We start from the raw sequence: 17,607 nt of genomic DNA, 5'->3' as shown, positions 1-17,607 counted from the left end.
AAAACGGGAGCTGATCAATCTTTCTGCATGGCAGCCAGTAATAGTAAAGCAAAAGGCAGTATATCGCGGCCCTGTAATTTTTCTTTTACCAGCTCCAGGGCCCTGGCTTTCTGGCCTTTCACGGTATTGACCGATACATTGAGTTGTTTGGCAATTTCACGATTGGGGAGACCGTCTAAATAACTTAATTCAAAAACCCGCTTCATTTTGCCGGGCAGGCTGTTTACTGTTCTGATAATTTCGGCTTTCACTTCTGCCCGGATGATTTCGTTGGCAACAAAATCTTCTTCTCTGTCGATGTTGGCTTCGTATACTTTGTGCCGGTATTGCTGGTTCTTTTCCTTTCTCAGTTCATTTAAACAACCATTTTTAGCGGTAATATAAAGGAATGCCTTCAACGACTGAAAAGTAGTGACCTTTTCGTGATACCGCCATAGCTTAATAAACGTTTCTTCCGCCACATCTTCCGCTACCGCATGATTCGTAATGAACCTCCTGGCAAAAACGGTGATAATGGGAAAGTAACGCTCCATTACATAACGGAAAGCCATTTCATCGCCCTGCTGGAGGCGGATGGCATATATATCTTCGTTAATAGTACCAGCTATCTTCATTGGATTACAGCACTTTGGCCCTGCTTAATATTCACACAGCAACTTACAGGTTGATCGATCAAATTAAGCGATTCTCAAAGGCGATACTCCAAAACAATTAGCAAATTCTGATACAATATTGGCTTCGGGGCATGTCATTGTATCCGAACCCTATCATCCGTGTTTCCACTCGTTTTCATATTCTCCCTGGCAGACACCGGCAGAAAAGCCAGGCAAATCCATCTCCCGAAAAAAAATAAAAATACACATTAGGGGTATCCCTATTGCACAAACGTCTATTATAAAATAACAAGACACAGCCAATTTAAAACACTGTTATAACCAGCAAGTTATAGGAAGCAATCATATCACTGCTATTATAGCAGTAAACATTTTTTGGTCAGATCTATTAAAAAAAACTATAGAACGCTGGATACAGCAGGAATAGCGCTGAGCTGAAGGTGGATACGGATATTATCCAATGCCGTTGCCCGACAATCAGTATCGCCTATTTTTGAGTATAAGCCCCATTTGTTCCGTTATGCAAAACTATCCGAAGCAAGCAAAAAACAATTTACCCTCATCAGCTATTACCATCACCGGTTTGTGGAAACGTGTATTATGCCGTGTCAGACCTGTTGTTGCGGCACTTTGCATGACGGCCTTAACCGTCTGTCTATGTCTGCTGTCTAATACAGCATCAGGATATGTGTATGGAGAGCATAAGCTCATTGGAGACAAAGCCTTTTACAGGATAATGCAATCCATAAAAAACGAACCCGGCAGCGCAAAGCTGTTGCAATACCTGGAAAACCTGACCAGCCTGCAGGGCAACTATTACAATCTGACCGGCCTTTCTGTATCGGGCGCCTCTGCGGTTACCTATGGCACCATCAATGGTCTTGCCGGTGATCACCAGAGCGACCCCGTTTTACTGGAAGCGCAACTAAGGGATTCCGGATCCATCATCCAGAAGATCATCGCCCTGCATCAAAAATACCTGGACAAGGGCATGAAAGCCGCTCCCGACGGAGAGCTGGTATCATTAGACCTTAACTATGCCCTGGCCGCCACCGGCAACCTGTCGCATTTTTATGCCTACGGTAAAACGTTTCCCGACCATCTGAAAAACTTTGACGCCGATAAGATACGGGAAGCCACCACCTGGTCTAACCTCGCCGCCTTAACGAAAAGCCTGGGGCATACCAATGCCATCCGGATGTATGTAAGCCTTCACCTGGTAGCCCTTACACTTGCTGAGATGAGCGGCAGGAAAGCCCGCCAGGATGATGCCGATGCACATGCCCTGCTGCAGAGCGCCATCTTCATCAATGCCTTTGCCGATCACTTCCTGGAAGATGCCTTCTCCGCCGGTCACCTTATTGTGAACCGTACCATTGCGGAATCTTTTACCAACAACAAAGCATTACATGATTTTTATTGTGAAAATGGAACCAGTGTTGTAAACAGGAAAGGAGAAATATGGTATACTTATGGCGACGGAAAGTTTGATGAAAATACAACCGCAGGAGAAAGGGCCATCGCTGCAGTAACCCTTTCCATACAAGATCTTTTTACGGCATTTAGTGAAGCCGCCGGCAACACCCGCTACGTGGGCTTCCTGGACCGTATACCACAGAATAAATCGGACCAGGCCATGTATCTCATCCGTAACATCCCAGCCCTTTCTTATGTGCCCATACCGTATAATTCCAAACTGGACGGACTCATGGCAAAAGGTGTTACGATAACGGTACCCATCAGGAAGGCTAACCAGTTGCTTTACTACCGCAATTTCATCCGGAGCAGGGTCGGCAATTCTATCGTGATCGGTACACAAAATGAAGTCACCAACACTGAATCCTTCCGTGGTTTTGAAATAAGAGTCAATGCCTTCAACTTCAGCAAACGATATAAGTACAATTCCCGGGGCGGTAAAAAAGGAATGCTTGATTACTGGCACGGCTATACGGCTTCGTATGATTATATGAAGTACAACAATGACCCCGAAAAAGAAAAAAGTTACCAGGTCGCTGCCGGCATCAGGAGCAACTTCGATTATTGGCTGAGTGAAAAAAGATTCCTTGGCATGTACACCTACCTGGAAACAGGTGTCCGCTTCCAGCACCGTAAACCAGACCTCGTATTTATACCTTCCGTAGGTATTCACCTGGGCTCCCTTTTCAACATCAACTACTATAGCATGCCCGGCTGGCTGCGTATACCCGCTATGTATCTCCTGCCGCTGAAAGTACGTGCCGGCTCCATCCTTTCCCTAAAAGATAAACCCGTAAACTTCGCGGAAATAGAGTTGGATTTATTTTTATAAATGGAAAACGCAGAGATGTAATTGCCGGTCACACCGGAACGGCTGCCCTCACAGCCGTATAAAAGATGACGGCGAAGACGATACTGCAGTAATGCATATCATCTTCGCCGTCATCTTTTTCCATTCATTTCAATTATTCAAAATATTTTTATTGTCCTACAGCAACATCAGCATCTGGAATACCCCAGCCAAATGTAGTGCTTTTGTTGTTGGCTAAACTGGAAGCTCTTTTCATCCTGGCGATAATACTATCTTTTGGATAGGTGGGATATTTGCTCCATACCAGGGCAGCAATGGCAGAACAACTGGCAGTAGCTACTGAAGAACCTCCTACTGTTGAAGGTGCATCACCTGTCATAGCAAGAGAAAGCGCAGTCGTAGCGGTGGAAGTCTTTTCCATTACAATGGTGAAAGCTACTTCACGGCCTACGTGGCAATCCACACAACGTTCTGTGAGATTGTCCTTAATACCGGTTACAGCCACTACCTGCGGCCTGTCTGCCGGATAAATCACACCGATCCAGTTAGGAATGCTGCTGTTGGAAGTACCTGCGGCACAGAACATCAGTTTACCTTTGTTATAAGCGTAGATGATAGCATCATTGATTGGATTAAAAGCAATGATACTGCCCATACTCATGCTGATGATCTTTACGTCTGCACGATCGCCGCCAAGTACATATGCATCGGCCACGCCCTGTACAGACTCGGAAGAGAGGATCACCACGTTTTCGGCAGCATGTACTACAATCAGGTTGCTGTTGTAGGCAATACCGGCAGAAGCGCCATCGGTGCCTCTAGGACCAGCCAGTGCACCGGACATGGCGGTACCATGACCACAAAGGTCTGCCGGTGTGCCACCAGGGAAAGTGACCAGTTTTTCAATAGACCTTCCGGTGGAAGCGCCCTGATTGAAGTTAGCACCCAGGTTATCCTGGTCAGCGCTAACGCCGGTATCGATGATCATTACCTTTACACCCTGACCAGTAGACCTGGCCCATGCCTGAGGTATCTTATGATATGTGTAGTTCCACGATTGTTTTGCACCAGGAGTGATATTGGTATAATCCACACCAGCCACGAGACCCGGAGTGGGTATGTTGGTACCGCAACCAAAAGTGAGCACACTTGATTCTGTGCCAAGACCTGATTTGGTCGCACCTTGATTCATAAATTTGCCGTAACCAATAGGTTCTGTATAACGTACCAGGTTGGAAGCCCTCAGTGCCTTGATGGTAGCAATGTTACTCACCTTAACAGTAAAGTAAGGCAGGCGGTTTTCCTTGAATACCAGCAAATCCTTATCTGTCTTGCCGGTTTTCCTTTCATTTCTCAGTACCAGGTCCATCAACTGGTTCCTGGCAGATTTCCAGCTTTCGTCAGCTACATTCACCGTATGCATCTTATCGGCGAGGTTGGTAAAGCCGGCAGGCTGGTACCCAACAGCCAGTACGCTGTCTCCCTGTACCAGTGCACTCCATAAGAGACTGTCGTTGGCGGCTTTCCATTCAAAATGTTGCGTTTTCGCCAACTGATCGTAAATAAAGGCATTGATCTTGGTTTTTGGAACAACACTTTCAGGATTTTGAACAACAGGGCCGGAGGCGTTCAGCCTGTTTTCTCCCTTCTGGCAGGATACAATAGTGGCTAACAGGATAAACGCAATAAATAGATTCAAATTTTTCATGTGTAAAGTTTAGAGGTTATTGGAAATTGAAATGAATATGGTAACAAAGTGTGGGGTAGAATCCCGTCAGACAGCTTAAGGTGGAGTACAGGGAGAAAGGAAAAACCGGCACCAGTTTCCTGTGCCGGTCAGCTAATTAATCAGGCATTACTGCCCCTATATTTTTACGGATGGCCTGTTGATAGTAATATCCGCCTACGGCAATATCAAAGATGGCCATACCCATAGGATTGAACATAATTACGGCATCATCCTTACCGCTGAGCGCATCCTTACAAACGATATCAGCAATAGAAAGCGTGTCTTGTTTTTCAAGCCCCATTACCTTATGCATATTTTCAATGTCTGTATTCTGACGGCATACTTCTTCCCAGTCATCTACAATTACCACATCCATATGAGATACCATCTCTACCTTATAGTCGCGCAGCGACACATTCAGTTGCAGAGAACCCTTTAACGGCGCCTTATCCACATACGGACTGGTAGATACTGTGCAGGTGATGAAAATATCCGCATCAGTGTAACAGGCTTCCCACGAGTCACCTATTGTTACTTTTTCCCGCAGCGAAGCATCGACTGCGCTGAGGTCCACTCCTTTCACATCATAGAGCAGCACTTTTTCCAGGCGGTTACCCAAAAGAGCACTGACCATGCTGAGGTGCATTCTGCCGATAGGTCCAAAACCGATAATGCCTACCGTAAAGCGCTCATCCGCTTTCTTCAGTGCCAGATATTTTTCCACCAGCACACCGGATACTGCAGCTGTACGAACAGCACTGATCATGGATGTGTTGATTACGCAAATAGGCACACCTGAATCATGCTCATTGAGAATGGTGACAGAATTTGCGCGCAGCTTGTTCTTATGGATATTATCAGGGAAGCTGGCAATCCATTTTATTCCGGCAAGTGGGGAGCCTCCGCCTACATAGGCAGGCATGGCAATGATCCTGTTTTTGGGATCTCCATACCTTAAGTAAGGTTTAATGGGTTGAGAATAATCATTTTCATGGAGTGCATCTGTTGCCGCTCTGATGACGCCGGTCAATTCTTTCCAGTCAATTCCGATGTCCTGGATATTCTCTGCATTGAGATATAACATACGTTACTATTTAAGGGTGGTAATTTTAATTTGCTACAGGTACAGATTGAAGCTTGGCTGCCAGTTGTTCGCCCCATTCCTTGTTGTAGATGTTGTCCAGGTAGGTGAAGCCCTTGTCCGGAAAGATCATCAGCGAAACCGGAGTATCCTTGTGCGGGTTGTCTTTGAAATAATTTTTAGCAGCAAGATAAACTGCACCGGAAGAAGCGCCTGCAAAAATCACTTGCTCATTGAGCAGATCAAAGCAGCCTTTGATGATATCTGTTTGTGATACAATCACTACATCATCTATCACGGCATTTTTTATAATCGGCGGTACCTGGCTGGCGCCAATACCGGAAATATATCGTTTTACAGGTGGTGCATTAAAGATTACAGAACCTTCCACATCTACTCCAACAATCTTTACATCCGGACGTTTTTCCTTAATACTTTTGGAGATGCCGGTGATAGCCCCACTGGAACTCACAGCCACAAAAATATAATCGAGCCGTTCAAAAGAATGCAGGATCTCTTCTGTTAAACCATAATAGCCCTTGTAATTATTAGGGTCACCATACTGGTCAGCGATAAATGAATTTTCAATGGTAGCATGCATGTTATTAACCGTATCAATACGGGTCAGCAGATACCCTCCGGTTTCATCACGGTCGGTCACCTTTACCACCCTGTAAGACAACAGGTTTAGCAGTTGCTCGTAGGCACCGTTGATATTGGGGTCTATCACGGGGATAAACTTCAGGCCGAGTCTTTTACAGATAGAAGCCACTGCTATGGCCAGGTTACCGGAACTGGACGCAATGATAGTGGTGTTCTCATTGATACGGCCGGATTTCACGCCGTTATAAATGATACTGAAACCGGCACGGTCTTTTGAGCTGCCGGAAAAATTGTTGTACTCCAGTTTGGCAAATAAATGGGTATCATGGTTTTTCAACTGCATCAGCGGGGTGTTGCCAATAAAAGCGGATAACTTTTCAAGCTCTTTTAACATAATGAATGTTTTTAAAAATGAAGATTGTAAGTGTGTTTGAGTGGTCCGGGTTAGTCGTGTGAAATCCTGGCTCCGTTGCCGGCTTCGGGAATTATGCAACGGAGCCTGTTCTATCGTTAGGGTATCATTTCTCTTGTAATATTTTTATAACCTTGTCAGCCATTACCGTAGCGTTATCGCCATCTACCATGGAAAGGTGGTCTCCCGGCACCATAACGGTTTGCACGGTAACACCGTGGTCACGCCATCCCATGTATAGGTCGGGTTTTACGGAAGGGTTGTCCTGTGCCTTCAGTACTATCAGTGGCGCCTGTACGACACCAGCCACCTTGTACTTGTTATGTGCCACCAGGTCGTACCAGGAGAGTGCGAGCATCCTCAGTACAAACGCGGTCTGTTTTTTCTTTCCACCGATTTGTTCCTGTACAAAAGCCGTGATATATGGTACAATACCATCAAAAGGCAGCTTGGCGATATTGGCTTTCAGGGTTGCTGTCCATGCGGGATAAGGCTGTGAAATCAGGTGATACTGTTCAAAGAAGGTGAACATGCTGTTGTTGATATACTCCAGGTCCATTGGGTGTGGCTGTGATACGGCCTGCATGTCAAGGATGAATACCGCTTCCACCGTTTCTCCGGCGGCTTCCAGTTGTTTGGTCATCTCGAAGGCGAGGCGTGCTCCAAAGGAGTGTCCACCGAGGCGATAAGGCCCTGCCGGCTGGATCTGTTTCATCCAGGTGATGCACAAGGCAGCCATTACCTCCATGTTATCCAATGCATGTTCTCCCTCAAATACACCTTGCATCTGGAAACTGTAAAATGAATATGCCCCGTTAAATGCCCTACCCAGTTCCATGTAGGCATCACAAAGCCCTCCCGCTCCTGGCAGGAAGAACAGTGGCGGCGCCGCCGCTGTCTTGTTCAACCGTACAATGTGCCCATTGTCCGGCAACGCTTCCTGCAGCAACAAGCGCCCTTCCCCGAATTTCCCCAGTCCTGCTTCTTCCTGCTGCTGCTCCAGTCTCAAGGCGAGGGCCGCAATAGTCGGATAACTGTATAATTCCCGGATCAGTATTTCCAATCCAAACTCTTTCCTGATGAATGCCGTGAGACGGATAGTCAGCAGGGAGTGTCCTCCCAGCTCAAAGAAGTTATCGTATATCCCTACCCGTGGTATTTCCAACAGCATTTCCCAGATGGCTGCTAACGCGGTTTCGATTTTTGTGCGTGGAGCTACATATGTGGCAACAGCCTGACTGCCGGTGTCCATTTTCAACAAAGCCTTCCGGTCTGTCTTGCCATTGGCATTTACGGGTAGTTTGTCTATCTCTACCAGGATACCCGGTATCATGTAATCAGGCAATTTATTTTTCAGGTATGCCAGTATGTTTTCCCAGTCAAAGTGGCCGGCCGGTACAATATAGGCGGCCAGTCTTTTACCAGTGGCTTCTGTTCTGACCAATACTACGGCTTGTGTTACCAGCGGGCATTGTTGCAGGATATGTTCTATTTCACCAGGTTCAATGCGGAAACCGCGGATCTTTACCTGGTCATCTATACGGCCAAGGTATTCGATAGTGCCATCTGGCAGCCAGCGTCCGATATCACCGGTGCGGTATAAGCGGGCCTCCGGAACAGTTGCAAATGGATGCGGTATAAACTTCTCTGCAGTAAGCGCAGGCTGATGGAGGTATCCGTTGGAGAGTCCGCTGCCACTGAGAAACAGCTCTCCTCTCACCCCAACCGGTACAGGTTGCAGGTGTGCATCCAGCACATAGGCCTGCCGGTTGTTAAGCGGTTGCCCTATAGGCGTAGAAGTATGATTGTTTGTTGCCGGGATGGTATAGGTTAGAGAGAAAGTAGTATTCTCCGTAGGTCCGTAACCGTTAATCACTTCTATTGACGGCCAGGCAAGTCTGATTTTTGTGATGTGTTCTTCAGACAGTTTCTCGCCGCCGGCGAGGATAGTGGTCAGTCCTTCAAACACAGTGATATCAGTATCTACCAGCTGATTCAACCAACCGGCAGTGAACCACATTTTTGTAACGCCCTGATCACGGATGGCTTGCTTCAACAAGGTGCTGTCCAGCAGTGTTTGTTCATCACAGAGTACCAGCCTGCCACCATTAAGCAATACACCCCAGTATTCAAAGGTGGTGGCATCAAAAGAAGGAGAACCGGTGGACAGGATCACATCAGCTGCACTGAAGGACACGTAGGTTACTTCTTTTACCAGGCTCACCACATTTTCATGTGTGACCATTACTCCTTTGGGAGTGCCGGTAGAACCGGAAGTATACATTACATAGGCCAGGTCGGCGGCAATTGCCGTTGTTGGTACACGACCGTGGTGAGGAGCGGCAAACAGTTCACCGAGGGCGTCGAGCAGTATAAGATCTCTGTCGTACCATTCCGCTGCCAGCTGTTGCATGGAAGTGGATGTGGTTACCAGCAGGGTGGCGCTGATGTCTACCAGCATATACCTGATCCTCTCGGCCGGGTAGGCAGCATCGATAGGAACGTATGCCCCACCCGCCTTCAGGATACCAAGGATGCCCACAATCAGTTCTGTTGAGCGTTCTGCACAGAGCGGCACCAATACGCCCGTATCTACTCCCTTGCTGCGGAGAAAGTGTGCCAGCTTGTCGGCTCGTTCATCGAGAGCAGCATAGGTATATGAGCGGCCGTTGCAGGTAAGTGCAATAGCTGACGGTGTAAGTGCTGCCTGCTCTTCAAAGAGGGCTGCCACCGTTTTATGGCGTGGGTAGTCGGTAGCATTATCGTTGAAAGTATACAACAGCTGCTGTAATTCTTCCGGTTGCAGGAAAGAGAGATGATCTATTCCGGTGGAAGGCGCTTTTACGATCGCCTGCAGCAGTTGTTCAAAATGACGGATCAGCTGTAACACCGTTTCCTCCCTGAAAAGGTCGACCGCGTATTCCACGCTACCACGCAGGCCACGTGTGGTTTCTTCCAGGGTAAAGATGAGATCCCATTTGGCGGTGGTATGTGCTGTTTTCTCTTCCAGCAGTTCCAGGTTACCCAATCCGAGATCAGGAACATCCGGTGTGTTCTGCAATACAAACGAAACCTGGAACAGTGGGCTGCGGCTCATATCACGCTGTTTCACCACGGTTTCCACGATCTTTTCGAATGGCAGGTCCTGATGTTCATAGGCCTCGAGCGTAGTTTGTTTTACCTGCTGTAACAAGGATGTGAACGACGGATTGTTGCTAAGGTCATTGCGGAGCGCCAGGGTATTGATAAAAAAGCCGATCAGGTTTTCCATTTCCTGCTGTGTTCTGCCGGCAACAGGTGTACCTACACAGATATCATCCTGGCCACTGTAACGGTGCAGCAACACATTAAATGCTGCCAGCAACGTCATGAACAGGGTGGTACCTTCCTGTTTGCACAGCTGTTGTATGTCGGCATGCAGCTGAGGCCCCAGTTGGAACCTGCTGATAGCGCCGCGGGTACTTTGTATGGCTGGCCGTGTATAGTCTGTGGGCAGTTCCAGTGGCGCTGTATCCGCCAGTTTCTTTTTCCAGTAAGCCAGTTTTTCTTCCAATACTTCACCGGACAGGTGCTGACGTTGCCATACAGCGTAATCAGCATATTGTATATCCATTACGGGCAGCTGGGCACTACGGCCAGTTGTATAGGCGCCGTACAACTCAACGAGTTCCTTTACTATAATACCGGTAGACCAGCCATCAGAAGCAATATGGTGCAGTACCACCACCAGTATATGATTATCCGCACCTATCTCTATCAGGTATACACGCAGTACATCATCCTGCCGGAGGTTAAATGGTGTATCTATCAACGATTGAATATATTGTTGCAGTACAGCGGAATCATGCTGCAGCGTGTGGTTCGTCACCACATGAAACTGCCACTGATCCGGCGCCTTCACCACCTGGCTCGCCACTCCTTCTTCCTCAGCAATAACGGTGCGGAGTATTTCGTGGCGGTTTACGATTGTTGTCCAGGCATGCGACAGGGCGGCACGATCCAACTGCCCCTTCAATCTTAACACCGTTGGCAGGTGATAGTGTACACTGCCTTCCAGCTGATCAATAAACCACAAACGTTCCTGGCTATACGAAAGAGGGATGTGTGCTGGTCTTTCCCGGCGAATCAGTGCAGGTGCCGCAGCAGGTACAAAGCGGTTCTCCAGTAATGTTGACAGAGCAGCTACCGTTGGATAATCAAAGATATCCCCGATGGCCACCTCCGCACCCAGTTGTTTCCTGATAGCGGAGATCACACGTATGGCCAGCAGGGAATGGCCTCCGAGTGCAAAGAAATCATCGTGTATGCCTACCTGGTCTACTTCCAGCAAGGCCGCCCAGATGGCCGATAGCTTTTCCTGCGTGGGGTTTACCGGTGCGGTATAACCGGTGGTAACCGTATCTGCATGATCCGGGTCTGGCAGTGCTTTGCGGTTGATCTTACCATTGGGCAGCATCGGGAACTGTTCCATTTCAAGGATGGCAACAGGTACCATGTATTCCGGCAATTGTTCTTTCAGGTATGCCAGTATTGCGGTTTTGTCGAATGTATCATGTGGAATCACATAACCGATCAGACGTTTACCGCCGCTATGATCTTCCCTTGCTATTACAACGCCCTGGCCTACTCCCGGTGCCTGTTCCAGTACACGACTGATCTCTCCCGGCTCTATACGATATCCACGGATCTTTACCTGGTCATCCACACGGCCGAGGAATACTATGTTACCATCAGGCAGATATTTAACCAGGTCTCCGGTACGGTATAGTTTTCCCGGCGCCTGCGGCGCGAAGAAATTATCAATAAAACGTTCCTTCGTAAGCTCCGGGTTATGGAGATAGCCGGCAGCCACACCTTCACCACCAATGTACAGTTCTCCCGGAATGCCCGCAGGACAAAGCTGTCCGGCCTGGCTTACCACGTATACCTGTGTATTGGAGAAGGCTTTACCGATAGGAATCACGTCCTGATAAATATGCTGTGTATTGACTACGTGGAGTAATTTTCCTATAGTCGTTTCCGTTGGGCCATAGTGGTTCACCACCGTACAGCGTGCATTTGCAGCACGGATATTTTCTATGACAGCCGCTTCCAGCGCTTCCCCGCCAAAGATGAGCAGTTTTTCCGGTAACAACAGTTGATCCTGGTCTGACAATGCTTTCCAGTGCGAGGCGACTATTTTTATACAATCGATGCGATGCCAGCCGAAATAATCAAGCATGGCAGCGGCGTCATTGATGGCTGTTTTGGAGAACAGGTGTAACTCGCCACCACCTGCCAGTGCAGGGAACAACACCGTGTTACCCAGGTCAGTAGCAATGCTGGACAGCAAACCGAAAGAACGGCAGCGGTCAAGCGGCAGGTGTGCCTGCAAACCGACAATATAATCTGCCAGGTTTTGGTGGGTGATCATCACTCCCTTGGGAGTGCCGGTACTACCTGATGTATAGATTACGTATGCCAGCGACGATGGTGTATGGAATATGCCCGGCACAATACTGCCCGCAGCAGCAATAGCCGTAGCATCATCATCCAGCGAGATGATAGTGGCAGTGGTAACATCCTCCAGTGTACTGCTGCCGGCGCTATTACTTACGATCAGGGTAGCAGCTGTATCTTCCAGCATATATCTGATCCGCTCTGCAGGGAAATCAGGTTCCAGCGGAACATAGGCGCCACCGGCTTTTAAAATGCCCAGCATACCAATGATCATCTCCGGTGAACGGGGAATACACAGCGGCACTAATGTGCCCGTAACAACGCCTTTACGGCACAGATAATTAGCCAGGCAGGCCGACTGTTCATCGAGCTCCCGGTAAGTCAGCTGTCGCCCTTCAAATGCCAGTGCAACAGCTTCCGGATTACGGGCAGCCTGTGCAACAAACTGATCTATAAAAGTTATGTCACGGTTGTAAGGCACCGATGCTTTTCCATATACCTGCAGCTGCTTGTATTCATTTTCATCATACAATGGCAATACATCTATCTGTGTATCAGGTGCTGCAGCAATAGCCGTCAGCAACTGTTTGAAGTGCGCCATCATACGTATTACCGTATCTTCCCGGAAAAGGTCCTTGCTGTATTCTGCTTCTATATTCAGGCCATTGGATGTTTCCTGCACAGAAAACATCAGGTTGAATCTGGCCGTAGTATGATGAACCGGCTCGGTGGAGATGGTAATCCCCTCCAGGTCGAAGGAGCTGTTGCCCGCTTTTTCCGGCATCACAAACATCACCTGGAAAAGAGGACGCCTGCTGTTGTCACGATCTTTCATCACGGCCTCCACGATTTTTTCAAATGGTACATCCTGGTGTTCAAAAGCATCCAGGGTAGTTTGTTTGACTTGTTGCAACAAGCTGATAAAGGTGGGGTTATTGCCCATATCTGTGCGCAGGGTGAGCATATTCACAAAGAACCCGATCAGCCCTTCTATCTCAGGTTGCTGACGGCCTGCGGAAGATGAACCGACCACGATGTCTGTTTGTCCGCTATAGCGGTACAACAACACCTTGTAGGCAGCCAGCAATGTCATGTACAAGGTAACCTCCTGTTGCCGGCTCAGTTGCTGCAAGGCATACAACACACCTGCATCCATATCAGTGTTCACACGACCGCCACGCATACTTGACACAGCAGGTTGTTTAAAGTCTGTTGGCAGGTTCAACGGCTGCACATCGGCAAGCTGCTGTTTCCAGTACGCCAGCTTGTTGTCGAGCGTATCACCCGATAACCAGGCACGCTGCCAGATGGCAAAATCAGCATATTGCAATAACAGTGGAGCCGGTTGATAATGACTGCCGGCGATGGCTGCATTATATCCTTCTACAAACTCCCGCGCCATAATACCGGTGGATAATCCATCAGAGGCAATATGATGCGTAGTCAGCACCAGCACATGTGTTGCCGGTGATAGTATAATGAGATGCCCGCGTAACTTGTGGTCTGCTGCAAGATTAAATGGTAAAGCCACCAAGGCAGCAATCAGCTTGTGCAGGGCTACTTCATCTTCACGGTATACCGGTTCATCGATCTGTGTTAATACAAAACTATCTTCCGGCAGGATGCGCTGATAGGGCTTTCCTTCTTCCTGTTCTATCACGGTACGTAACACTTCATGCCGGTTTATAATGTTGCGCAATGAAGTCTCCATCACAGCGGCATCCAGGGAACCTTCCAGTCTTAATACCACCGGGATGTGATAATGCAAACTGCCTTCCAGCTGATCTACAAACCACAGGCGTTCCTGGTTAAATGAAAGCGGAATGCGCGCCGGACGTTCCTGTTTTTCTATACCCGGCAACAACATATCTGTTTGTTTGCCTTCCTGGATATGAGTAGCCAGAGAAGCAATTACCGGGTGGGCAAAGATGGCTTTTACCGGCAGTGCCACTTCCAGTTTTTTGCGGACTGCTGCCACCAGGCGCATCACCAATAAAGAGTGGCCACCCAGCTCAAAGAAATTATCGTATATCCCTATCCGTTGTATACCCAATAGTTCCTGCCAGATATACACCAGCGCTGCTTCCGTAGTATTGCGCGGCGCTACGTATTCACTCACCAGCAATGCAGCATCAGGATCGGGTAGCGCTTTGCGGTCGATCTTACCATTGCCTGTCAGCGGTAATTGTTCCAGTACCACAAATATGGCTGGCACCATATACTCCGGCAGCCTGCTTTTCAGCCAGGTGATGACTTCTTCTTTATCAAAAGTCCCCTGCGGCACTATGTATGCTATCAGCCTCCGGATACCGGCGGCATCGTCCTTTATGGTTTTCGCCAGCACAACTGCCTGACTTACGCTGTCATGCTGTTCCAGTACACTTTCTATTTCACCTGGTTCTATACGGTAACCGCGGATCTTTACCTGTTCATCTATCCTGCCTTCATACAGCACATTCCCATCCGGTAACCATCTGCCCAGGTCACCTGTACGATACATCCTGTCGGCTGTGCTGCTGAACGGATCAGCTACAAACCGGCTCGCGGTGAGGTCCGGGCGGTTGAGATAACCTCGTGCCACACCAACACCAGCTACACATATTTCACCGGGGACACCAATGGGACAAAGCTGTCCTGCTGTATCCAGTATATAAATACGTAGGTTTTGTATCGGCGTACCCAGTGGGATATTCGTAGTGCCGGGAACGTTATACATAAAGTAATGGCAGATATCATCCGATGCTTCAGTGGGGCCATAAGCATTCACCACAGGGATGCCACCAAAACGTGGATGTTCAAACCATAGTTTCAGTACCTGACGGGTAACCGCTTCTCCCGTTACCAGCAGGAACTGCAGGGCGTCCAGTGTTACTTCCGTGTGCTCCTGTAATAAGGCAGACAGGTAGGAAGGCACCAGTTCAAGTATGCTCACCTGGTCCTGTTCCACAGCGGAGATCAGGGCTCCCGGTTCCAGTAATATTTCATCAGGATAGATGATGGTACTGCCACCGCACAAGAGGGCCGCAAACATCTGCCATACCGATATATCGAAGGTATAGGCAGCAGTGAAGGCCAGTATAGTGTGCTCATTCATTTTGAGGTCATTGATCTTGGCGTACAGGTGGTTGAGCATACCACGGTGTTCTACCATTACCCCTTTGGGTTTGCCGGTAGAACCGGAAGTATAGATCACGTACGACAGGTGATGTGGCGCCGGCAAGGGTAAAGCCTCGGCCGGGATGCTGCCGGCAGGTTGCCATGCTGTATCCAGTGCTATCACCGGGCTCCCTTCAGGTATACGTGTCCGTGTATAATTGCTGCCAACCACCAGGGTGGCGTTGCAATCTTCCAGCAAATACTGTATACGTTCAGCGGGGTATTCCGGATCAATGGGCACGTAGGCAGCACCGGCCTTCAGGATACCAAGTATGGCGATCACCATCTCCGGCGAACGTTCTATACACACAGGCACCAGCATATCTTCCCCGACCCCTTTGCTGCGCAGGTAATGCGCCAGCTGTGTAGTTTCGGCTGACAGCGCAGCATAAGTCATCGTCCTTTCGCCAAACTTCAGTGCCGTGTGATGCGGAGTACGGATCACCTGCTCTTCAAATAACGCTACCAGTGTTTTATCTGCCGGATAGACAACGGTTGTTTCATTGAATGACTGTAACAACTGCTGTTGTGCGGATGTTGTCAATAGAGACAGCGTGCGTATGGATTCAGCAGGATCTTTGATCACCGACCATAACAGCTGTTCATAGTTTTCGACCAGTCTAGTAATGGTTTCAGGATGAAAAAGATCTGCACAGTATTCCACGTATCCCGACAATCCGGAAGCACTTTCCTGCAGTGAGATGTTGAGGTCAAACTTGGCAGCGGTATGTCCGGCATCAGCGGTATCCAGCAAAATTTCACCCAGATGAAAATCAGGAACATCCGGGGTGTTCTGCAGTTCAAACATTACCTGGAAAAGCGGTGTTCTGCTGATATCTCTTTCTTTTACCACGGCTTCCACTACTTTTTCAAATGGCACATCCTGGTGTTCATATGCTTTCAAAGTATCTTTCCTCACCTGTTGCAATACCTGTATGAAGGAAGGCAACTGGCTGAGATCACTGCGCAGCGCCAGTGTATTTACAAAGAAGCCGATTAGCCCTTCTGTTTCCTGTTGTGTTCTGCCGGCAATAGAGCTGCCCACGCAAATATCTTCCTGACCGGTATAGCGGTACAACAATACCTTGAAGGCTGCCAGTAATGTCATGAAGAGGGTACTGCCCTGCTGTTGTGATAAAGCCTGCAGAGGTGCAGACAAAGCAGGGTTGAGTCGGAATACACTGACAGCACCGCGGGTACTTTGTATGGCCGGACGGGGAAAATCGACCGGTAAGTTCAGCACCGGCACACCAGTCAGTTTTTCTTTCCAGTAAGCCAGTTTATCTTCCAGCACTTTTCCGGATAGGTAACTCCGCTGCCAGACCGCATAGTCTGCATATTGGATTCCCATGGCCGGTAATGCAGCCTCGCTGCCTGTTTCAAAGGCCTTGTACAGTGCCGCCAGCTCGCGAACCAGTATACCGCTGGACCAGCCATCTGATGCAATGTGGTGAAGTGTTGCCACCAGTACCGCATCGTCTTCCGCCAGCCGCAGTAAGTGTACGCGCAGCATATGATCCTGTGTCAGATCAAATGGTGCAGAGGTCAGCGCTCCTATATGTTGTTGCAAAGCGATATCATCATGCAGGTATCCGGGATGTTCGCTAATGTCCATCTGCCAGCTGTCCTGCTCCAGAATACGCTGGTAGGATACACCCTCCTCCTCCACAATCACTGTACGTAATGATTCGTGTCTGTTCACGATCGTCTGCAATGCATACGAAAGTGCGGCTGTATTCAGGCGGCCCTTCAGTCGTAATACCGTAGGAATGTGGTAGTGCAGGCTGCCTTCCAGCTGATCAATGAACCACAAACGTTCCTGGCTATACGACAATGGAATGCGTGACGGTCTGTTTGCCTTTACCAGCGGCGGTGTGCCGACAGCCGCTGTATGCTGTTCCAGTTGCCGGGACAGCGCTGCGATCGTAGGATAATCAAAAACATCACCGATAGTTACTTCCAATCCCATCTGTTTCCTCACTGCAGAGATCACCCGGATAGCCAATAAAGAGTGCCCTCCCAATGCAAAGAAGTCATCGTGCAACCCGATGTCTTCTATCTCCAGCAGGTGGGACCAGATACCGGCCAGCGTTTTTTCCAACACAGTAACAGGCAAGGCCTTTTCTGTGGCGACTATTATTTCCGGATCAGGTAATCCTTTCCGGTCGATCTTTCCATTGGGTAATAAAGGGAAATGTTCCAGTGGGATCAATGCCGCCGGCACCATGTATTCCGGCAAGCGGCTGCGCAGGTATTCCAGGATATGGTCCCGGTCAAAGTCTGCGG

At 48.7% G+C, this 17,607-nt stretch carries 6 protein-coding genes; 1 reads left to right on the top strand and 5 read right to left on the bottom strand.

The window, feature by feature from the left end; genetic code table 11:
* Positions 1-14: 14 nt before the first annotated feature.
* Positions 15-614, bottom strand: coding sequence for an RNA polymerase sigma factor (locus tag AB4Z08_RS35345; protein WP_441578491.1), 600 nt, complete (start codon positions 612-614; stop codon positions 15-17).
* A gap of 736 nt (positions 615-1,350) precedes the next feature.
* Between AB4Z08_RS35345 and AB4Z08_RS35340 the strand changes: the two genes are divergently transcribed.
* Positions 1,351-2,922, top strand: coding sequence for a hypothetical protein (locus tag AB4Z08_RS35340; protein ID WP_441578490.1), 1,572 nt, complete (start codon positions 1,351-1,353; stop codon positions 2,920-2,922).
* Positions 2,923-3,070: 148 nt separating this feature from the next.
* Here the strand turns inward: AB4Z08_RS35340 and AB4Z08_RS35335 are convergent, their stop codons facing one another.
* From AB4Z08_RS35335 to AB4Z08_RS35320, 4 genes are all read right to left on the bottom strand, one after another.
* Complete coding sequence (locus AB4Z08_RS35335; RefSeq protein ID WP_441578489.1) at positions 3,071-4,609, bottom strand: S8 family peptidase; 1,539 nt, start codon at positions 4,607-4,609, stop codon at positions 3,071-3,073.
* Between the two features lie 136 nt (positions 4,610-4,745).
* Entirely contained in the window at positions 4,746-5,714 is a 969-nt protein-coding gene (locus tag AB4Z08_RS35330; RefSeq protein ID WP_441578488.1) for a 2,3-diaminopropionate biosynthesis protein SbnB, read from the bottom strand.
* Positions 5,715-5,739: 25 nt separating this feature from the next.
* Complete coding sequence (locus AB4Z08_RS35325; RefSeq protein WP_441578487.1) at positions 5,740-6,708, bottom strand: pyridoxal-phosphate dependent enzyme; 969 nt, start codon at positions 6,706-6,708, stop codon at positions 5,740-5,742.
* Positions 6,709-6,832: 124 nt separating this feature from the next.
* Positions 6,833-17,572 (bottom strand): amino acid adenylation domain-containing protein, encoded by a 10,740-nt coding sequence (locus AB4Z08_RS35320; protein WP_441578537.1) that lies wholly within the window; start codon positions 17,570-17,572, stop codon positions 6,833-6,835.
* Between the last annotated feature and the right edge of the window lie 35 nt (positions 17,573-17,607).

This window comes from Chitinophaga sp. RAB17 (assembly GCF_052114225.1).
In the GTDB taxonomy this organism is placed as follows: Bacteria; Bacteroidota; Bacteroidia; order Chitinophagales; family Chitinophagaceae; genus Chitinophaga.
The sequence above is the reverse complement of the archived record's forward strand: the minus strand, read 5'-3'. Positions and strand labels throughout refer to the sequence as shown.